The following is a 19,157-nucleotide window of genomic DNA, read 5'->3' on the forward strand; positions in this document are numbered from 1 at the left end:
TTCCCTGCCTGCGGGAACGGGGAACAAGGGATGACTGAGTACTGGTACAACATCAAAACCCACGAGGTCGAGGAGGACCGGCTCTCCGACTGGAGCCAGCTGATCGGGCCCTATAAAACCAGGGAGGAAGCGGAACACGCCCTGGAGAAGGTCCGCGCCCGCAATGAAGCCTGGGAAAAGGACGACGACGACTGAAGGCCGGCGGCAGGCAGGCCAGCGCCGCCGGCCTGCCTGCCGGACCCTTGGGCTAGAAGGAGTGCTCGGGCCCGGGGAACTGGCCGGACCTGACATCCTCCCCGTAAGAGGCGGCTGCGTCCAGGAGCGTATTGCGCAGGTCCGCGTACTGCTTGACGAACTTGGCCATCCGGCCGCCGCGCAGTCCGGCCATGTCCTGCCAGACCAGCACCTGACCCGTGGTTTCCTTGCCGGCGCCGATGCCCACAGTGGGAACGGTGACGGCTCTGTCCACAGCTGCCGCAGTCTCCGCCGGCACCATCTCCATCAGCACGCTGAAGGCGCCGGCTTCGGCCAGGGCAACGGCGTCGTCGATCAGGCGCTGGGCGTCGTCGCCGCGGCCCTGGACACGGTAGCCGCCCAGCGCGTGTTCACTTTGCGGTGTGAAGCCGATGTGAGCCATCACGGGAATGCCTGCCTGCACCATGGCCCGGACTGTGGGCGCGTAGTACTTCCCGCCCTCGATCTTGACGGCGTGCGCCAGGCCCTCCTTCAGGAACCGGACGCCGGCGGCAACGGCCTGCTCGGGGGAAACTTCGTAGCTTCCGAACGGCAGGTCGGCCACAATAAGGGCCCGCCTGGCAGATCGCGCCACTGCCCGGCACAGGGGCAGCAGTTCATCGACGGTGACCGGAAGGCTGGTCTCATTGCCGAAGACATTGTTCGACGCGGAGTCGCCCACCAGGAGCACCTCGATGCCGGCGGCGTCGAAGATTTCGGCCGTGTACTGCTCATAGGCTGTGAGCATCGCAAACTTCGTGCCCTCGTTCTTGGCCTGCTGGAGGTGGTGGATCCGCACTTTGGCCGGCTTCCGTTCCGGGGCCGGCGGGACGCCCTGGCCGGGACCGCTGCCATAGGGGGCGGGGACGTCGGCGGACATGCTTTGGTCGGAACTGTTGCTTGAGGCCATGGCATGAGCGTAGTGCGACACCCGCGGTCCTAGCCACCGGCAGCGTCAACCTCAGCGGTGATTCACGCCATAGGGGAAGATTGGCGGCGGTCCGGTCCGCGGCCGCCGGCGTCGCGATTCCCCGCCCTTCGTGTTAACGCTGTGTTACGCGGCCGGCAGGCTCCAGCACCGGCGTCAATTGCTTAGTACAGTGATTGTGAACTGCTGCCGGCTTTCTGCGACCGGGGCATGGACGTTGACCGGAGAAGAGGCCACTAATGGACCGCCAGCAAGAGTTTGTCCTGCGCACAATCGAAGAGCGCGACGTACGTTTCGTGCGTCTGTGGTTCACCGACGTCGTGGGTTCACTCAAGTCCGTGGCTCTGGCGCCCGCGGAAGTGGAAGGCGCTTTCGAAGAAGGCCTCGGTTTTGATGGTTCAGCCATTGAAGGCCTCGCCCGCGTGTTTGAGTCCGACATGCTCGCGCAGCCGGATCCGTCCACCTTCCAGATCCTGCCGTGGCGCGGCGAGACCGAGCAGACCTCCCGGATGTTCTGCGACATCCTCACGCCGGACGGCGAACCCTCCACGGCAGATCCCCGCAACGTCCTCAAGCGCACCCTCGCCAAGGCGGCCGACATGGGGTTCACCTGCTACACGCATCCCGAGATCGAGTTTTACCTCCTCAAGTCCCAGGAACCGGGGCCGGACGGCGCGCCGGTGCCCGTTGACGAAGGCGGCTACTTTGACCACGTTCCCGGTGGCGTGGCCCAGGATTTCCGCCGCACGGCCGTGACCATGCTCGAATCCGTGGGTATCTCCGTGGAGTTCAGCCATCACGAGGCAGGACCCGGGCAGAACGAAATCGACCTGCGCTACGCGGATGCCCTCCAAACGGCGGACAACATCATGACGTTCCGGACCATCATCAAGGAAGTGGCGCTCCAGCAGGGGACGTACGCCACCTTCATGCCCAAGCCCTTCACCGCGCACCCGGGATCCGGCATGCACACCCACTTCTCCCTGTTCGAGGGTGACACGAACGCTTTTTACGAGGCCGGCGCGGAATTCCAGCTGTCCAAGACCGCCCGCCAGTTCATTGCCGGCATCCTCAAGCACGCACCTGAATTCACTGCCGTGACAAACCAGTTCGTCAACTCCTACAAGCGGCTGTGGGGCGGCGGCGAAGCCCCCAGCTACCTGAGCTGGGGGCACAACAACCGCTCCGCCCTGGTCCGGGTTCCCCTTTACAAGCCGGGCAAGGGCCAGTCCGCGCGGATCGAGTACCGCGGGATCGATTCCGCAGCCAACCCCTACCTTGCCTACGCGGTCCTCCTTGGGGCCGGCCTGAAGGGCATCGAAGGCGGTTACGACCTGCCTGCGGCCGCCGAGGACGACGTTTGGTCGCTCAGCTCGGCCGAGCGCCGCGCGATGGGGCATGATCCCCTTCCCGCCAGCCTGCATGACGCCATCCGCACCATGGAGGAGTCCGAACTCCTGCCGCAGATCCTGGGCGAGCAGGTCTTCGAACACTTCCTGCGCAACAAGCGGGCCGAGTGGCAGGACTACCGGCTCCAGGTGACGCCCTACGAGCTGCAGCGCAACCTGGCCATCCTCTAGGAGGTGGCGGTGAGCCTCGCGCGGCGACTGATCTCGGCCGGCTTCAGTGATCTGGAGAAGGCCGAGCGGTTCCTCGCTGCCCGTGAGCTCGAAGGACTGGATGAGGACCGCCTCTTTGCGGGGCTGCAGATGGCGGCCAGCCCGGACACCGCCCTGCAGTCCGTGGTGCGGCTGATCGAAAAGCATCCGGACCTTCGGGAGCTGGCCGGAGCAGATCCGGAAACGAGTGAACCGCTCTACCGCGTGCTGGGTGCTTCGGAGGCACTGGGGGAGTTCCTCATCCGCCATCCGGAACACCTCGACGCCTTCAAGGTCCGGCCCAGCCCCGAGCCGCTGCAGGCGGATCCGGCGAAGTTGCGCGCGGAACTCCTTGCGTCCGTAGGCGCTGATCCGCGTGCCGCCCGGCCCGTTGCCGCTGTCACCGGCGTGGAAGCCTACGCAGCTCTCCGGACCGCGTACCGCAGGGGACTGGTGGACCTTGCGGTGAAGGATCTTTGCGCTGCCGATCCGCTGGACTTCCTTCCCTTGGCGGGCGGGGAACTGGCAGACCTTGCCGGCGCAGCGGTGGAGGCCGCACTCGCTGTCTCGCGCGCGGAGGCTGCCGGCCAGTTCAGCGGCCCGCAGGTGGCCGAGATTGGCCTGGCGGTCATCGGCATGGGCAAATGCGGGGCCCGGGAGCTGAACTACATCTCCGACGTCGACGTGATCTACGTAGTGGATGCCGGCAGCCTGGAGGATGCGCAGGCCAGCACCATCGGCACGGCCCTGGCCAGCGGCATATCGCGGGCAATTTCCTCCGTGGCCCGGGAACCCGGGCTGTGGGAAGTGGACGCAAACCTCCGGCCCGAGGGGAAGTCGGGGCCGCTGGTGCGCACCCTGGCTTCACACCGGTCCTATTACGAGCGGTGGGCCGAAAGCTGGGAGTTCCAGGCGCTGCTGAAGGCCCGCACCATCGCCGGCGATGCTGCCCTTGGCCAACAGTACGAGGACGCCATTGCGCCGCTGATCTGGAGCTCAGCCGGCCGCGACGGGTTCGTTGAGTCCGTGCAGGCCATGCGCCGGCGGGTCACGGAGCATATTCCGCAGGCGGAGGAACAACGGCAAATCAAGCTGGGCCGCGGCGGACTCCGGGACGTTGAGTTTACGGTCCAGCTGCTCCAGCTGGTCCATGGCAAGTCCGACGAATCCCTGCGGCGTCGGGACACCACCTCCGCCATCGCGGCACTTTCCGCTGGCGGTTACATTGGGCGCACCGATGCTGCCGCCTTCGACAACGCGTACCGGTACCTGCGGCTGCTGGAGCACCGCATCCAGCTCTTCCAGCTGCGCAGGACACACCTGATGCCGGTGGGAGAGCCCGCGCTGCGCGCGCTGGCCAAGGCCGTGCTGGGGCCGTTTTCCAATGAACGCCCGCACCCGGACGCCCTGCTGGCCGCGTGGCAGAAGACCAAGCGCTCAGTACGTGAGCTTCACGAGCGGATCTTCTACCGGCCCCTGCTCAACACCGCCGCGAAACTCAGCAGCGAGGACGCCAGGCTTACCCCGGAAGCAGCGCAGGGCCGGCTCGCCGCCCTCGGTTACCGGGACCCGAAGGGCGCTATGCGCCACATGGAGGCTCTTACCGCCGGCGTCAGCCGCCGCGCAGCGCTGCAGCGCCAGCTGCTGCCCATCCTGCTCGACTGGCTTGCTGAAGGAGTGGATCCCGACGGCGGCCTGCTCGCCTTTCGCCGGGTCAGCGAGGCTTTGGGAACCACCCATTGGTATCTGGGGATGCTCCGTGACTCCAAGGCGGCTGCTGAGCGGCTGTGCCATGTGCTTTCCAATTCGCGGCTGATCGCGGACCTGCTGGAAGTGTCTCCCGAATCGGTGGCGTGGCTTGGCCATGACAAGGACCTCGTCCCGGTCAGCTTCGAGGCCCAATGGCAGGAAATTACCTCCAAGATGTCCAGGCATGCTGACCCGGAGAGCGCCATGCGTCTGATTCGCTTGATCAGGCGGCGGGAGACTCTCCGGATCGCGATCGCCGATTCTGCCGGGCTGCTGAACCAGGATCAGGTGGGAGCGGCACTGGCGGACACTGACCGGGCGGCGGTACTGGGCGCCCTGCGCGTTGCCGAAGGCGTTGTATCCGCCAAAGGTCCGTTGAAGACCGCTGTCCTGGTGGTTGCCATGGGCCGGCAGGGCGGGCGCGAGATCGGTTACGGGTCTGACGCTGACGTCATGTACGTCCACCGGGCGTTGCCGGGCTTCTCCGAGGCGGAGGCGCAGGAGCAGGCAACACGGATCGTAACCAAGGTTTCCAGCCTCCTGACCCAGCCCCTGAAACCGGCGATCATGGCCGAACGGGTGCTGCAGGTGGACGCCGACCTGCGCCCGGAGGGTAAAAACGGAGCGATGGTGCGCTCCCTTGATTCCTTCGCTGAGTACTACCGGCGCTGGTCGCTCATCTGGGAGGCGCAGGCGCTGCTGCGCGCCCGGCCGATGGCCGGTGACGACGCCCTGGCCGCGGACTTCCTGGAACTCATCAACCCCATCCGGTATCCGGAGTCGGTCTCGGGGCAGGACGTTCGGGAAATCAGGCGGATCAAGGCAAGGGTGGAATCTGAACGCCTGCCCCGCGGCGCGGACCCTGCACGGCATCTTAAGCTCGGCCGCGGCGGGCTTAGCGACGTGGAGTGGCTGGTCCAGCTTCTGCAGCTCCAGCACGCCGGCAAACACCCGGAGCTGCGGACCACCTCCACCATTGAAGCCCTCCAAGCCGCAACCGAAGCCGGTCTGCTGGCCAGGGACGACGCCGACCTGCTGGCGTCGGGCTGGCGCCTGGCCAGCCGGATCAGGTCCGCCAACGTCATCTGGAACGGCAAGGCCTCGGACCTGCTTCCGTCTTCGCGGCGCGACCTGGAAGCGGTGGCGCGCTGGTGCGGCTACGAGCCCGGCCAGGCCGCGGTCCTGGAAGAGGACTACCTTCGGGTCAGCCGCCGTGCCAGAGCCGTTTTTGAACGGGTTTTTTACGGCCATTAGCGTGGCGTTCGCGCCGTTGTCCCCGGCGGGCGGCTGGCACGTGCCAGGGGCCCGGTGCTAGCTTGAGCCCATGACCACCCATATCCGCGTCAACCTCCCCGTCAAGGGTCCGGGGCGCTGCGCGGACTTCTCCGCGGCCCCGGCCTTTTCCTCCAGTCCGCACGCCGGGGCGCCGTCCTGAAGGTTGTGAATGCCGGTGTGTGGCTGATCCCGCTGCGGGACCTCGACGACGACGCCCGCGCCATTCAGCTCGGCGCAGTGGCGGAACTGCAACTTGCGCCGGGCCAGGAGCGGTTCGTGGGCGATCCGCTCAGGATGGCCCTTGCAGGGCTGGCCGAGGAGTCCCGGCGTCCGTACGTCATAGAGTCCCTCGGCCTCGCCGTGGGCGTCCTCACCCTGCAGGCCGGGGCAGCCCGGCTTGCGGGTTGGCGGGACGACGATTCAGCCTGGTTGCTGCGGGGTTTCCTGATAGACCGGCGGCAACAGGGCAAGGGGCTCGGTCCGCTGGGTGCTGCCGCCGCCGTGGCGGCCGCGGCAAAACTCAGCGACCGGCACGGGACTGGTGAGACCGGCGTCGTTCTTTCCGTCAACGAGGCGAACCCGGCGGGACTGTCCGCCTACCGCAAGGCTGGATTCGAAGACCGCGGGCAGTACTCCGGGGGCTCAGCAGGACCCCAGCGCATCATGTTCAGGAGCTTCGGCCGGTCCGGCCGGGCATAGGCCAGGCGGTCCGGCATTGCGCTCAGCCCCGGATTGCTTGATTATGTGGATTGGCGGTGTTCTTCAAACCTTGTTGGGGGGAAGGCTTCCACAGTCTTCGTCTCGGGGGGCACTTGTCAGGGGATCCGGCTCCCGGTCTCAGCACGTCTGGAGCTGGATCCCCACCTACAGCCGCCGGTGGCCGGGCCGGGGCACGCGTAGGCGCCCCTGCAAAAGGCGAGTACAGCCTACTGGTGTTCGGAACCGTCGGGAACGGTTAGATATGAGTGCCGGCAGGTTGGAAGTTCGGTAGCCCCTCCAGCCTCCGCCGGCACCAGGATTGCTGAACGGGGAAGCCGGCGTGCCGGCCCAGAAAGCGGCAGGTGCCATGCGAATCACAGTACACACCGAGGACGGGCTGGATCCGATGGATTGCCCGCATCAGTTCGTTGGCCGCTGTGAACAATGTTCCGCGGCGGGAGGGCCGGCGGATCCTGCCGGGATGGCCGCTGACAAAATTGCCGATCCCGGCTGGTTCGGGACCGGCGCGCTTGCCGGCTGACGGATCATTTTCGCCCGGGAACTGCAAGGGCCGGTCCCGTGGGGACCGGCCCTTGCAGTAATTCCATTCCAGCGGACTGCCTGCGGACTATGCCCGCTTCACCCGCTTGATCCAGCTAGACGCCGTAGTAGAGCTCGAACTCGTAGGGGTTCGGGCGCAGCGACAGCGGACGGATCTCGTTTTCGTACTTGTACTCGATCCAGGTGTCGATCAGGTCCTGGGTGAACACCCCGCCGGCCTGCAGGAACTCGTTGTCCTCGGCCAGGGCCTCGAGGGCTTCTTCGAGGGTGCCCGGAGCCTTGGGGATGTCCTTGGCTTCTTCGGCAGGGAGCTCGTAGAGGTCCTTGTCGATCGGTGCCGGCGGTTCGATGCGGTTGCGGATGCCGTCGATGCCGGCCATCAGCTGGGCAGCGAATGCCAGGTACGGGTTGGAGGAGGGGTCCGGTGCGCGGAACTCGATGCGCTTGGCCTTGGGGTTGCTGCCCGTGATGGGGATACGGATACCGGCGGAGCGGTTGCCCTGGGAGTAAACCATGTTGACCGGAGCCTCGAAGCCCTTAACCAGGCGGCGGTAGGAGTTCACCGTCGGGTTGGTGAAGGCCAGGACGGCGGAAGCGTGCTTGAGCAGGCCACCGATGTACCAGCGGGCGGTGTCGGACAGGCCGGCGTAGCCCTTCTCGTCGTAGAACAGCGGCTCGCCACCGTTCCACAGCGACTGGTGGCAGTGCATGCCGGAGCCGTTGTCACCGAAGACCGGCTTGGGCATGAAGGTGACCGACTTGCCCCAGGCGTCCGCGGTGTTCTTGATGACGTACTTGAACTTCTGCAGGTCATCGGCAGCGTGGGTCAGGGTGGTGAACTTGTAGTTGATCTCAGCCTGGCCGGCGGAACCAACTTCGTGGTGGCTGCGTTCAACCTCAAGGCCGGCTTCGTCCAGGGCGACACACATGGCATCGCGCAGGTCGGCCTGCTTGTCCGTGGGGGAGACCGGGAAGTAACCGCCCTTGACGGGGGTCTTGTAGCCGAGGTTTCCGCCTTCTTCCTCGCGGCCGGTGTTCCAGTGGGCTTCCTCGGAATCGATCTTGTAGAAGCTGCCCTGCGGGGAGGACTGGTACTGGACGTTGTCAAAGACGAAGAACTCAGCTTCGGGTGCGAAGAAAGCGGTGTCGGCGATGCCGGTGGAGGCGAGGTAGGCCTCGGCTTTTTCAGCCACGCCGCGGGGATCGCGGTGGTAAGGATCGCCCGTGCGCGGGTTGACGATCGAGAAGTTCAGCGCGAGGGTCTTTTCCATGCGGAAGGTGTCCAGGAACGCGGTGGTGACGTCCGGAATCAGCTGCATGTCGGATTCGGCGATGCCCTGGAAGCCGCGGATGGAGGATCCGTCGAAGAGCTGGCCGTTGATGAAGAAGTCGGCGTCAACGCTCTTGGCCGGCACGTTGAAGTGCTGCTGGACACCCGGCAGATCCGTGAAGCGGATATCGACGAACTTAATATCTTCGTCCTTGATGAACTTGAGGACTTCGTCCGCAGTGGTGAACATCTATGCTCCTAACGCATATGTAAATATCTGGCGTGAAAGCCATCTGATCCAGCGCAATCCGAAGGCAGGGAAAACACAAGGTTTCCCTGCTCTGAGCACCTGCCGGGGGATTTGCTTGAAACTGCTAACAGCCTATGGACGCGGCATTTCCCGTCCGTGTCCACATTGTTTCGGGCAGGTTACAGAATGCCCTGTTAGGGCTACGCTATCGGCAGTCCACACTGTGGTCTAACTGCTTCCACACTCTGGGCTGCGCCTGCCCGGGTAAACTTGGACGGTGGTAGATCGCAAAGACATTGGCTCCTGGCTCACCGGCCCTGACACCTCGGGCATCTCGAAGTATCCCGGTGAAAGGCTTGGGTTGCCGGAGTCCGGACCGGGTTCCATTGCCCGCGCCGGGCGCCGGATCATCGCCATTATGATCGACTGGGGCGTCGCGTTGCTGATCAGCAACTACGCCTTTGCCGGCGACGCGTGGGCCACCCTGGCGATTTTCGCCGTCGAACAAATCCTCCTGGTGGGAACGCTGGGTTACAGCATCGGCCACCGCGTGGCCGGCATCCACGTGCTGAAGGCCGGCGGAGGAGCCCCCGGACCGCTCGCTGCGCTGGTGAGGTCGGTGCTGCTCTGCCTGGTGGTTCCCGCCGTTATCTTCGACCCGGACCACCGCGGCCTCCACGACAAGGCTATGAACACGCTGCTCCTGCGCCGCTAGAAGCAGCGTGTTCAGACGCGGCTTGCTTCCTTCGCTGCGGGAGCACTTGCGGCCGCAGCGGCAAGGTATCCGCGTTTGCCCGCCCATCGCTCGAACCAGAGCGTGGCAAACGGGAAGATTGCGGAAAGGCCGGCAAACAGGGCCACCGGGAACGGCCAGCGCTGCAGCCGCCAGAGCATCAGGGCCGCAATCCCGTAACCCACAAACAACGCACCGTGGATGGGCCCTGCTACCTGCACACCAACCTCCGTGGTTCGCGCAATCCACTTGAAGTACATGCCGGCGAGCAGCGCCGCCCAGCTGAATGCTTCGGCGATCGCGAGAATGCGGAAAGCGCGGAGGACGGCGTTCCTCACGGGGGATTGCACCTGGTCCTGTTGCAGCTGGTCCTGTTCCACTGTGTTCTGTCCTGTCGTTGGGCACTGGCCGGTCAAAAAATTGCCCCGGTTCCGGCAGGTGCCGGAACCGGGGCGCTTGCTTCAGCGTCCGCGGTTGGGACGGGCTTTGTAGGGGTCAATTCCCTTGGGGATGGGGAGCTTGTTGCCCAGCGAAGCAATGCGCTTGGATACGGCGTTGACCTCAAGCTTGGTCAGTTCCTTCTTGAGCTTGCCCATCTTCTTGGCCACCTGGCTGATGGGAACCTGGCCTTCGCCGCGGCCGCTTTCGATGACGTGCACGGTGACGTTGGGCAGGATCCTCGCAAGGCGCTTGCGCTCTGCCTCCAGCAGGGGCTTTACCCGGTGCGTGGGACCTTCGCTGACCAGCACGACGCCGGGGCGTCCGATGGCGCGGAACACGGCGTCCTGCGTGCGGGGGTTGACGGCGACGGGCTGTTCCTCGGTGATCCAGCCGCGCCGCAGGGTTCCCAGTGCAGCGCCCGACGCGCCGGGCTGGTTTTCAATCTGGGCGAAGGCCGCGCGTTCGGCGCGGCGGGAGAGAATCAGCGTGGCGCCCAGCAGGCCCAGCGGGATGCCGATGATCAAGCCGGTGATCCAGTTGTCCAGCCAGAAGCCCACGAGGAAGCTGACAGCAACAACGCCGAGGAAAACCAGCAGCATAAGCCACGGAACCATGGGGTCGTGGCGGCGGGTCATGTTGAAGACCTCACCGATCTGCTTTAGCCGGCTTGGTTTCTTGACCTTTGCTTCTTTCGGCTTGCGGGAGAAGAAGCCACGTTTCACTGCGCTTGAGCCCGCAGGAGTGGGGTTGCTGGAATCAGGGGATTTCGCCATAGTGCCTCAATTCTACGTGACCAAAGCCGAAGGGCCGGCACCGGAGTTCTCCGGTGCCGGCCCTTCGGGGAGACGCGTTTAGAGGGTCAGGAATGCGCTGCGAGCAGTGAGCTGGCTTCCTGGCGGGTGGTGCCGGAGGACTCGATGTGGGCCAGTTCGGCGGGGATTTCCCAGCCTTTCTTCCGCATCGCGGTGGCCCAGAGCCGGCCGGCCCGGTAGGAGGACCGGACCAGCGGCCCGGACATGACGCCGAGGAAGCCGATCTCGGCGGCCTCGTCCTGGAGGTCCACGAATTCCTGCGGCTTGACCCAGCGGTCCACCGGCAGGTGCCGCTCACTCGGGCGCAGGTACTGGGTGATGGTGATCAGGTCACAACCGGCCTCGTGCAGGTCCCGGAGGGCTTCGGAGATTTCCTCGCGGGTTTCGCCCATGCCCAGGATCAGGTTGGACTTTGTCACCATGCCCAGCTTCCGGCCCTGCGTGATCACATCAAGAGACCGCTCGTAGCGGAACGCGGGCCGGATCCGCTTGAAAATCCGCGGCACGGTCTCGACGTTGTGCGCGAACACCTCGGGCCGGGAATCGCAGATCGCAGCGATGTGCTCGGGCTTGCCGGAGAAGTCCGGGATCAGCAGTTCAACGCCGGTGCCGGGGTTCAGCTCGTGGATCTTGCGGACCGTTTCGGCGTACAGCCACACTCCCTCGTCCTCGAGGTCATCGCGGGCCACGCCGGTGACGGTGGCGTAGCGCAGCTGCATTGACTGCACGGACCGGGCGACCTTGGTGGGTTCGAACCGGTCCACCGGTGACGGTTTGCCGGTATCGATCTGGCAGAAATCACACCGCCGGGTGCATTCGGACCCGCCGATCAGGAACGTGGCTTCCTTGTCCTCCCAGCACTCAAAGATGTTGGGGCAGCCGGCCTCCTCGCACACCGTGTGCAGGCCTTCCTTCTTGACCAGGTTCTTCAGGCCCACGAACTCCGGGCCCATCTGGACCTTGGCCTTGATCCACTCCGGCTTCCGCTCCACCGGGACAGCCGAGTTGCGCTGCTCGATCCGCAGCATCTTCCGGCCTTCAGGTGCCAATGTCACAGTAGAGCTCCTTCGTGGGTAGCGACCAGGGCGTCTTCATTCTTGCGCAGTTCTTCGGTGATTCTGGAAACGAGGTCAGCAGGGGCGACGTCATAACCGGTTTCCTGGGCGATGGTTGTGACCCCGGCGTCAGTAATACCGCAGGCAATGATCTGCGTGTACGGGGCGAGGTCGTTGTTGCAGTTGATGGCAAACCCGTGCATGGTGACGCCCTCATGAACACGGATGCCGATAGCGGCGATCTTCCTGTCCGGACCTTTCCCGTCCGCTTCGATCCATACCCCTGCCCGGCCCGCGATCCGCACAGCCGCTATGCCGTAGTCCCCGAGGACGGTGATAATGACTGACTCGAGGCGTTCAACGTAGTCGCGAATCCCTGCCCGATTCTTCAGTTTGATTATGGGATAACCCACCAGCTGGCCGGGTCCGTGCCAGGTCAGTTTGCCGCCGCGGTCCACCGGAACCACCGGCGTGCCGTCGAAAGGGCGTTCGTGGTCCTCAGTTCGTTTGCCCGCCGTGTACACGGGGGCGTGTTCAAGGAAAAGGACAGTGCTCGGGGCCTTTCCGGCGACGACGCTGTCATGGAGTTCACTCTGAATGGCCCAACCGCGGGTGTAGTCGACGTAGTCCGGAGCAAGACCCAGCTGTGAAAACTCAAGAGTCATGGCATCCAGCTTAGACCTTGGGCGGCCACAGGCCGGGTTTAGTGCTTAAGCTCACCGTGCGTGCGCGAGCCGTGCGCCTCTGTCCGAAGCCTGTGGATAACTTCTGCACGCAAAGTTGGATTCGACTAGACATGGGGCATGGAAGATCTTCAGGGGATGACGGTGTCCGGCTACGCCATAGGACGGCTGCTGGGACGCGGCGGCAGTGCCTCGGTATGGCTGGCAAGGGAGGAACGCAGCGGCCGGGAGTTCGCCCTCAAGTGCTTCCGCCCGCCGGCCCGCAGGTCTTCGCGCGGTGCAGCGATGACTGAAGAAGTGATCCGCCGGGAGATCCGCATCCTGTCGGTCCTCGATCACCCGCATCTCATCAAAGCCCATGACACGGTGCCGCTGGCAAGCGGCGTGGAAGGCCGTGCCGCACTCATCATGGATTATGCGCCCGGCGGGTCCCTGGCCAGCCTGGTAGCTGCCAGGGGGAAGCTGACTGTGGGGGAAACGGTGACGGTGCTGACGCCCATTTTCCAGGTCCTGGCGTATCTGCACGGCAAGGGGTTCACGCACGCGGACGTCTCCCCGGGCAACGTGCTGTTCACGGGCCAGGGTAAGCCGATGCTTTCCGATGTCGGCATTGCCCGGATGCTGGGCGATCCTGCCCCTGGGGCCGGTGCGGGCACCCCGGGATTCATGGACCCGGCGCCGGTGGACGCAGTGCGTGCCGGGCTGCAACCTGAACGCGACGTCTATTCTGCTGCCGCCCTGGGTTGGTTTTGCCTGACGGGCCGGCCTCCGCAGCGCACCGCGGACCGGCCGCCCCTAACCATCCTGCTTCCCGGGGTCCCCCAGGAACTGGCGGCTGCCTTGGAGTCCGGACTGAACGAAGACCGCCGGCTCCGGCCCACCGCCGCTGCCATGGCCACGGCGGTCTACCGAAGCGCGGAGCCCCTGCCGCTGGACCTTGCACCGGCGGTCCACCCCACCGTTGTGCCGGAACTGGTAACCCGCCTGCATGTGCCGGCAAGCCCCGGCAGCCGGCTCGGCGGGAGGATCAGGGGGTTGCGGCGAAGGCTTACGACGGCAAAGTGGGCACGCCCGTTCGTTCCCCCGGAAAAGCTGCCCTTTCCCGAGCCGAAGATGCTTAAGCCCCGCGTTTCCCCGGACGCCCTCAGGACAGGACGCCACGCCCAGCCCAGGGGCAGCCGGCAGCTGCGGCGCAGCATTCTTGCCGGTGCAGCCGCCGCGGCAGTTGCTGCCGCCTGGTGGCTCTCCGGTGGAGGTGTCACCTTCGCCGGTCCCGTTGCGCTGTCGGGGCCTCCGACCGCCGGCCCGGGTACCGCCGCTGCCGGCGAGTCCGCTCCTGCCGAAATGGACCAGCATGCCCTTGCGGTAAAGGCTGCAAGGCAGCAGGCAGCGTCCCCGGATCCGGCGGTAGCTGTCCAGGGCCTCGCGCTTCTGAGATCACTGGCTTTTAGAGGAGGACAGCTGGAACTCCTGGACGAGGTGAACCAGCATGGCTCGGGTGCAGCGGCTGCTGATCTCGGAATCAGCGCACAGCTGCGGGAATCCGGCCGCAGGCTGTCCGGATTTTCCACCACGCTGACAGAGGTGCAGGCGGAGGAGGGCGGTAACGGGACCCGCACGGTAGTTGCTGTTACCTCGGCCTCTTCCGCTTATGAGGAAACGGATGGCCAGGGCGATGTGATGGCAACGGGAGCAGCCGCGGCCGGGCAGCGGCTCCGCGTGGTGCTGGTCTCGGTGGACGGCAGGTGGCGGGTCAGCGAGATCCTTCCCGGCACCGGCTGACCCTGCGCTCCTGCAAAAGGAGCCCCTACCTTCCGCCCGCCACCCACTGCGCGGCCTGGGCGAGAGTCGGGTGCTGCCAGGAAAAACCCGCAGAGGACAAAAGGGCAGGCTCCATGCGCTGGCTGGCGAGGAGCAGTTCGTCAGCCAAGTCGCCCATCACCAGGCGCAGCACCGGGGCCGGCGCGCGCAGGGCAGCGGGACGGTGCAGCGCCCTGGCCAGCTCAGCCACCAGGGCGTTCACGTCGGCATCCTCGGGGGCACAAAGGTTGACCGGACCGGTCAGTGGGGATTCCAGCAGGAAGAGGAAAGCTGCCGAGACATCCGGCAGCGTTATCCAGGGCCAGTATTGGCGGCCATTGCCGAAGGGTCCGCCAACACCCAGCCGGATCAGCGGAAGCAACCTGCCCAGGGCGCCGCCGGAACGGCTGAGGACCACCCCGGTCCGCGGAACCACTACGCGGACACCCTGCGGAGCGGTGGCAGCTGCAGCCTCCCACTCCCCGCAGATACTGGCGAGGGCCCCGGTTCCCTGGGGAGCATTCTCACGCAGCACAGTGTTCCCGGCATCGCCGTAGTAACCCGACCCGGACTGGCTGATGAAGACAGGCGGTGGTGAGTCGAGCTGCCGCATCGCCCGTGTAAGCGTCCGTGTGGAGTCCACCCGGGAACTGAAAAGCTCCTTGACCCGACTGCGTGTCCATGGCCTGTCCCCGATGCCCGCGCCGGACAGATTGATGACGGCCCCCGCACCGGCAAGCGCCGCCGGTTCCAATTCGCCCGCGGCGGGGTTCCACCGTACTTCCATCGCCGACGCCGGCTCGCGCCTGACCAGGGACACGACCTCGTGGCCGGCACCGCGGAAGGCCGCTGACATGTGGGTTCCGATCAGCCCGGAGGCGCCGGCGATGACTATGCGCATGGGGTCCATCACACCACGGCTGGCGCGCCCGCGGCACCTCCAACAGGGTTAACCGGGGGCTGACTATGATCAAACGATGACATCTTCGAGCTACTTCCGTTACCCGCACCTGCACGGCGATCTGGTCACTTTTGTGGCCGAGGACGACGTGTGGATTGCGCCTCTGGGCGGCGGCCGCGCCTGGCGTGTCTCCTCGCTCCAGCTTCCGGCCCGCAACCCCCGCTTCACCCCGGACGGACAGCGGCTGGTGTGGACGGTGGTACAGGGAACGGCGCCGGAAGTTGTCTCTGCGGCGGTGGACGGCGGCGACTACCGGCAGCTCACGTACTTTGGCCACAGCACCACCAAGGTCAAAGGCTTTACCGCGAACGGCTCCGTGGTGGTCATCAGCGCCTTCCGCCAGGCTGAGAGCCGGCACACGCACGCCTACAGTGTCCCCCTTGAGGGCGGCTGGGCGGAGGAAATGCCGTTCGGGCCGGTGGAGTCTGTTGCCTTTGGTCCTGAAGTGGGGGATGAGCGCCCGGTGGTGGTGGGCAGCGTGCTCTCCCGCGAGCCGGCCTGGTGGAAGCGCTACCGTGGAGGCACAGCTGGAAAGCTTTGGCTGGACAATGACGGCAACGGCGAATTTGAACGGCTGCTGCCGGAGCTTGACGGAAACCTTGCCGATCCCATGTGGGTTGATGGCCGGATCGCGTTCCTGTCCGACCATGAAGGTTATGGCAACCTGTACTCAGTCCTCCCGAACGGCAAGGACCTGCGCAGGCACACGGACCACGAGGACTTCTATGTCCGGCATGCCGCCAGCGACGGCAAGCGCGTCATTTTCGAATCCGCCGGTGAGCTCTGGATGCTTTCCAGTTTGGAAGCTGACGCCGAGCGGCTGGACATCAGCCTGGGGTCCGCCTCCCAGTCGCGGCGCCCCACACTGCTCAACACCACCAAGCATCTTGGCGCTGCGGTCCCGGATGCCACTGGGGCCGCCAGTGCCATCGAAGCGCACGGCACCATCCACTGGCTGCGGCACAAGGACGGGCCGTCCCGCATCATCGAAGCTTCGCCGGGCGTCCGCGCCCGGCTACCCAGGCCACTGCGCAACGGGCGGTTGGCCTACGTGGCGGATCACGACGGCGTTGAGGCGCTGTACATTAAGGACGTCGCCGCCCCGGTACCCGGGACAGCCGCCGCAGCCGCCGCAGCCGCCCTGGGGACGTCCGTGCCGCCTGTCGGAGACCCCGGCAGCGACTCCCCTTCAACGCCGGGCAAGGCCGAGGCCGAGGCAGCCTTGCCCCAGCCCGTTCCGGCCGCCGGGGCTGCCGTCCTGGCAGGAGCCGGTCCGGCTCCTGCCAGGGACGACCAACAGGCTGACGTCGCCCCCGAGAATGCACCCACAGCCGCCGCAGTGCCGGATCCGGCAGCAGCAACCCGCATCGCCTTCCCCGGCCCCACCCGCACCAGCTCGCTGGAGGCGAGCCCGGACGGCAGCTGGCTTGCCCTGGGCACGTCCTTCGGCGAGGTATACACGGCCAACACCCGGACCGGAGAACTGGCACTCGTGGCCAGCATTGGGGAGGGCACCATCTCTGACCTGGCCTGGTCGGCGGATTCGCAATGGCTGGTCTGGTCCGAACCGGTAACCTCCTTCGGTTCCCGCAGCCGGCTCCGGCTGGCAAAGGTGACCGATTCCAAGGCCGACCCGGTGGACGTCACTGATGGCCGCTTCTGCGACACGTCACCGGCCTTCACCCCTGACGGCAAGTTCCTGGCTTTCCTCTCCAACCGCAGCTTCGACCCCGTGTACGACGGTCACTCCTTTGACCTGTCCTTCCCGAGCCCCATCAAGCCTTACCTCGTGGCACTGGCCGCCGACACGCCGTCGCCCTTTGGTCCTTCCGTGGACCAGGACGCGATGGACGAGGCAGATACCGGCGACGGGGAACCGAAGCAGGACGCAGCGTCAGCGGCCGCGGAAGTCAACGTGGACGCGGACGGGCTCGCCCACCGCGTCATCGGTGTTCCCGTGCCCCAGGGCAACTACACGTCCCTTAAGGCAACCGAAGGCGCACTGCTGTGGCTCGACTGGGCACTGGCCGGCGTCACCGGTGACGGCAAAGCCAGCCAGGAAGACAAGGATGCCCGTCCCAGCCTTGCCCGGTTCGACCTCGCCCGGCGGAAGCAGTCCACCCTGGTGGAGTCCCTGGACAGCTTCCGGCTCTCCGGTGACCGGACGAAGGTTGTGCTGATCTCGGACAAGAAGGTCAGTGTTGTCCCGGCCGACAAGAAGGCTGATGAAGACTCGGGCGAGCTGGTCAAGGTGGACCTTGGCCGGATCCGGGTGATGATGGACCCGCTCAGCGTCTGGGGCCAGGCCTTCGACGAGGCATGGCGGCTGCAGCGAGATTTCTTCTGGACCGAAGACATGGCAGGACAGGACTGGGAGTCCATCCTCAAGCGCTACCGTCCACTGGTGGACCGCCTGGGCTCCCATGACGACCTGGTGGACCTGCTGTGGGAACTTCACGGCGAACTGGGAACCTCCCACGCGTACGTCCGGCCCGCACCGGTCACGGAGAACGGCAGCCACGGGCAGGGCCGCCTCGGGGCTGACCTCGCGCTCACGCCCGCCGGCTGGGAAATCACCCGCATCCTCGCCGGCGAATCCTCGGACCCCCTGGCCACCTCGCCCCTGACACGTCCGGGCGTCGGCGCAAAAGCCGGTGACATCCTGCTGGCCATCGACGGCGTTCCTCTCTCCGGAACCGTAACCCCTGCCATGCAGCTGGTGGGCGCGGCGGGCCGGGCCGTGGAGCTGACGCTCCTCAACGGTGCAGCACACGCCGGAGGCACCGGCAGGCAGCGCCGCGTGGCCGTCGTACCCGTCAAGGACGAGGAACGCCTGCGGTACCAGGAATGGGTTGCCTCCAACCGGCGGACCGTCCGGGAGGCCTCCGGCGGCAGCTTCGGCTACCTGCACATCCCGGACATGATGGCCAACGGCTGGGCCCAGCTCCACCGCGACCTCGACACCGAAACAGCGTTGGACGGGCTAATTGTGGACGTGCGGCGGAACCGCGGCGGCCACACCTCGCAGCTGGTGGCCGAACTGATCGGGCGCAAGGTCACCGGCTGGAGCATGCCGCGGGGCGAAAAGCCCCGCACGTATCCGCACCACGCGCCGCGCGGGCCGGTCATTATCCTTGCCGACGAATTTGCCGGATCCGACGGCGACATCATCACCCAGGTCTCCAAGTTGCGGGGCATCGGACCCGTGATCGGAACGCGCACCTGGGGCGGCGTGGTGGGCATCGACAACAGGTTCGCCCTGGCCGACGGCACGGGTGTCACCCAGCCGCGCTACGCCACGTGGTTCGGCGGCGGTGTGGGCTGGAGCGTCGAAAACTACGGCGTCGACCCCGACATCGAGGTCACCTACCCGCCGCACGCCTACGCCGCCGGGCGGGATCCGCAGCTTGAATACGGCATCGGGGCACTGAAGGAGATGATTCAGGAGCTTCCTACCGACCGCCCGCCTGCCCGGGAGGGGTACCGCCGGCTGCGTCCCGCGCCGCTTCCGGCGCGCCAACAGGGGTAGCCGGCGGCCCGCAAACAACAAAAGGGCCCTGCCTGGCCAGAGAACTCCGGCCAGGCAGGGCCATATTTCTTGTCCGAAGAGGCCGGATCAGGACTCCAGGGTGGCGTCCATGGTGATGTCGATGCTGGCGAGGGCGCCGGAAACCGGGCAGCCCACCTTGGCTTCGCCGGCGATCTTCTGGAATTCGTCTTCAGAAATACCCGGCACTGTGGCGGAGACGGTCAGGTGGCTGCCGGTGATGCCGGTGCCCGGCACGAACGTCACGTCCGCCTTGGTACGTACTTCCTCCGGGGTGTGGCCGGCCTTGGCCAGCTCGTTGCTGAAAGCCATGGAGAAGCAGGCAGCGTGCGCTGCTGCGATCAGTTCTTCCGGGCTGGTCTTGCCGTTGGCCGCCTCGGTACGCGCCTTCCAGGTGACGTCGAACGTTCCCAGGCCTGAGGTGGCGAGGCTGGTGCTTCCGGCACCCTCCGTCAGGTTGCCGTTCCATACTGCATTTGCTGAACGTGTTGCTGCCATGTCCACTCCTCAAGGTTGTTTCGAACCGGGGTCAGGCCGGTGCCCGCCCCGCCGTTTCCCATC

16 protein-coding genes are annotated in these 19,157 nt (G+C 66.0%); 8 read left to right on the plus strand and 8 right to left on the minus strand.

What is annotated here, in order from left to right; translation table 11 throughout:
• Nucleotides 1-30 precede the first annotated feature (30 nt).
• The gene (locus tag AC5RTE_RS00395) at nt 31-195 is read left to right on the plus strand and encodes an SPOR domain-containing protein (protein WP_494039446.1); all 165 of its coding nucleotides are present in this window, start codon (nt 31-33) and stop codon (nt 193-195) included.
• Between the two features lie 52 nt (nt 196-247).
• On the opposite strand, the gene panB is transcribed toward AC5RTE_RS00395, so the two are convergent.
• Nucleotides 248-1,144: a 3-methyl-2-oxobutanoate hydroxymethyltransferase gene (gene panB / locus AC5RTE_RS00400; RefSeq protein WP_494039447.1), complete on the minus strand. Its 897-nt coding sequence runs from the start codon at nt 1,142-1,144 to the stop codon at nt 248-250.
• A gap of 257 nt (nt 1,145-1,401) precedes the next feature.
• On the opposite strand from panB, the gene glnA (AC5RTE_RS00405) reads away from it, so the two are divergent.
• From glnA (AC5RTE_RS00405) to AC5RTE_RS00420, 4 genes are all read left to right on the plus strand, one after another.
• Nucleotides 1,402-2,742 (plus strand): type I glutamate--ammonia ligase, encoded by a 1,341-nt coding sequence (gene glnA, locus AC5RTE_RS00405; RefSeq protein WP_494039448.1) that lies wholly within the window; start codon nt 1,402-1,404, stop codon nt 2,740-2,742.
• 9 nt (nt 2,743-2,751) lie between these two features.
• On the plus strand, nt 2,752-5,763 hold the full coding sequence (locus AC5RTE_RS00410) for a bifunctional [glutamine synthetase] adenylyltransferase/[glutamine synthetase]-adenylyl-L-tyrosine phosphorylase (RefSeq protein ID WP_494039449.1): 3,012 nt from the start codon (nt 2,752-2,754) through the stop codon (nt 5,761-5,763).
• 186 nt (nt 5,764-5,949) lie between these two features.
• Nucleotides 5,950-6,483 carry a GNAT family N-acetyltransferase gene (locus tag AC5RTE_RS00415; protein ID WP_494039450.1) on the plus strand — a complete coding sequence of 178 codons (534 nt, stop codon included), beginning with the start codon at nt 5,950-5,952 and terminating at the stop codon, nt 6,481-6,483.
• Between the two features lie 367 nt (nt 6,484-6,850).
• Nucleotides 6,851-7,024, plus strand: a complete 174-nt coding sequence (locus AC5RTE_RS00420; protein ID WP_494039451.1) for a hypothetical protein — start codon at nt 6,851-6,853, stop codon at nt 7,022-7,024.
• A 115-nt stretch (nt 7,025-7,139) separates the two neighbouring features.
• Here the strand turns inward: AC5RTE_RS00420 and glnA (AC5RTE_RS00425) are convergent, their stop codons facing one another.
• A complete protein-coding gene (glnA, locus tag AC5RTE_RS00425) occupies nt 7,140-8,564 on the minus strand; it encodes a type I glutamate--ammonia ligase (protein ID WP_494039452.1) in 1,425 nt (474 codons plus the stop codon).
• Between the two features lie 277 nt (nt 8,565-8,841).
• On the opposite strand from glnA (AC5RTE_RS00425), the gene AC5RTE_RS00430 reads away from it, so the two are divergent.
• Nucleotides 8,842-9,279, plus strand: coding sequence for an RDD family protein (locus AC5RTE_RS00430; protein WP_494039453.1), 438 nt, complete (start codon nt 8,842-8,844; stop codon nt 9,277-9,279).
• Nucleotides 9,280-9,290: 11 nt separating this feature from the next.
• On the opposite strand, the gene AC5RTE_RS00435 is transcribed toward AC5RTE_RS00430, so the two are convergent.
• The 4 genes from AC5RTE_RS00435 to lipB form a co-directional block, all read right to left on the minus strand.
• Entirely contained in the window at nt 9,291-9,677 is a 387-nt protein-coding gene (locus tag AC5RTE_RS00435; protein WP_494039454.1) for a DUF3817 domain-containing protein, read from the minus strand.
• Between the two features lie 81 nt (nt 9,678-9,758).
• Nucleotides 9,759-10,511, minus strand: coding sequence for a DUF4191 domain-containing protein (locus AC5RTE_RS00440; RefSeq protein WP_494039455.1), 753 nt, complete (start codon nt 10,509-10,511; stop codon nt 9,759-9,761).
• Between the two features lie 86 nt (nt 10,512-10,597).
• Complete coding sequence (gene lipA / locus AC5RTE_RS00445; protein WP_494039456.1) at nt 10,598-11,605, minus strand: lipoyl synthase; 1,008 nt, start codon at nt 11,603-11,605, stop codon at nt 10,598-10,600.
• Nucleotides 11,602-12,270, minus strand: a complete 669-nt coding sequence (gene lipB / locus AC5RTE_RS00450) for a lipoyl(octanoyl) transferase LipB (RefSeq protein ID WP_494039457.1) — start codon at nt 12,268-12,270, stop codon at nt 11,602-11,604. The genes lipA and lipB overlap by 4 nt, the downstream gene beginning before the upstream one ends.
• A 138-nt stretch (nt 12,271-12,408) precedes the next feature.
• Between lipB and AC5RTE_RS00455 the strand changes: the two genes are divergently transcribed.
• The gene (locus tag AC5RTE_RS00455) at nt 12,409-14,070 is read left to right on the plus strand and encodes a serine/threonine-protein kinase (RefSeq protein ID WP_494039458.1); all 1,662 of its coding nucleotides are present in this window, start codon (nt 12,409-12,411) and stop codon (nt 14,068-14,070) included.
• Between the two features lie 25 nt (nt 14,071-14,095).
• On the opposite strand, the gene AC5RTE_RS00460 is transcribed toward AC5RTE_RS00455, so the two are convergent.
• Nucleotides 14,096-14,989: a TIGR01777 family oxidoreductase gene (locus AC5RTE_RS00460; protein ID WP_494039459.1), complete on the minus strand. Its 894-nt coding sequence runs from the start codon at nt 14,987-14,989 to the stop codon at nt 14,096-14,098.
• 76 nt (nt 14,990-15,065) lie between these two features.
• On the opposite strand from AC5RTE_RS00460, the gene AC5RTE_RS00465 reads away from it, so the two are divergent.
• Nucleotides 15,066-18,578 carry a S41 family peptidase gene (locus tag AC5RTE_RS00465; protein ID WP_494039460.1) on the plus strand — a complete coding sequence of 1,171 codons (3,513 nt, stop codon included), beginning with the start codon at nt 15,066-15,068 and terminating at the stop codon, nt 18,576-18,578.
• 87 nt (nt 18,579-18,665) lie between these two features.
• Here AC5RTE_RS00465 and AC5RTE_RS00470 read toward each other — a convergent pair whose 3' ends face one another.
• Complete coding sequence (locus AC5RTE_RS00470; RefSeq protein WP_494039461.1) at nt 18,666-19,094, minus strand: OsmC family protein; 429 nt, start codon at nt 19,092-19,094, stop codon at nt 18,666-18,668.
• Nucleotides 19,095-19,157 lie beyond the last annotated feature (63 nt).

It is taken from the genome of Arthrobacter sp. K41, from assembly GCF_059089645.1.

Excerpts from the sequence above, each read along its gene's own strand:
- lipB (WP_494039457.1), bottom strand. The coding sequence starts at position 12,270 with ATGACTCTTGAGTTTTCACAGCTGGGTCTTGCTCCGGACTACGTCGAC.
- AC5RTE_RS00460 (WP_494039459.1), bottom strand. The coding sequence starts at position 14,989 with ATGCGCATAGTCATCGCCGGCGCCTCCGGGCTGATCGGAACCCACATG.
- glnA (WP_494039448.1), top strand. The coding sequence starts at position 1,402 with ATGGACCGCCAGCAAGAGTTTGTCCTGCGCACAATCGAAGAGCGCGAC.
- AC5RTE_RS00465 (WP_494039460.1), top strand. The coding sequence starts at position 15,066 with ATGACATCTTCGAGCTACTTCCGTTACCCGCACCTGCACGGCGATCTG.
- glnA (WP_494039452.1), bottom strand. The coding sequence starts at position 8,564 with ATGTTCACCACTGCGGACGAAGTCCTCAAGTTCATCAAGGACGAAGAT.
- AC5RTE_RS00455 (WP_494039458.1), top strand. The coding sequence starts at position 12,409 with ATGGAAGATCTTCAGGGGATGACGGTGTCCGGCTACGCCATAGGACGG.
- AC5RTE_RS00420 (WP_494039451.1), top strand. The coding sequence starts at position 6,851 with ATGCGAATCACAGTACACACCGAGGACGGGCTGGATCCGATGGATTGC.
- AC5RTE_RS00440 (WP_494039455.1), bottom strand. The coding sequence starts at position 10,511 with ATGGCGAAATCCCCTGATTCCAGCAACCCCACTCCTGCGGGCTCAAGC.
- panB (WP_494039447.1), bottom strand. The coding sequence starts at position 1,144 with ATGGCCTCAAGCAACAGTTCCGACCAAAGCATGTCCGCCGACGTCCCC.
- AC5RTE_RS00470 (WP_494039461.1), bottom strand. The coding sequence starts at position 19,094 with ATGGCAGCAACACGTTCAGCAAATGCAGTATGGAACGGCAACCTGACG.
- AC5RTE_RS00395 (WP_494039446.1), top strand. The coding sequence starts at position 31 with ATGACTGAGTACTGGTACAACATCAAAACCCACGAGGTCGAGGAGGAC.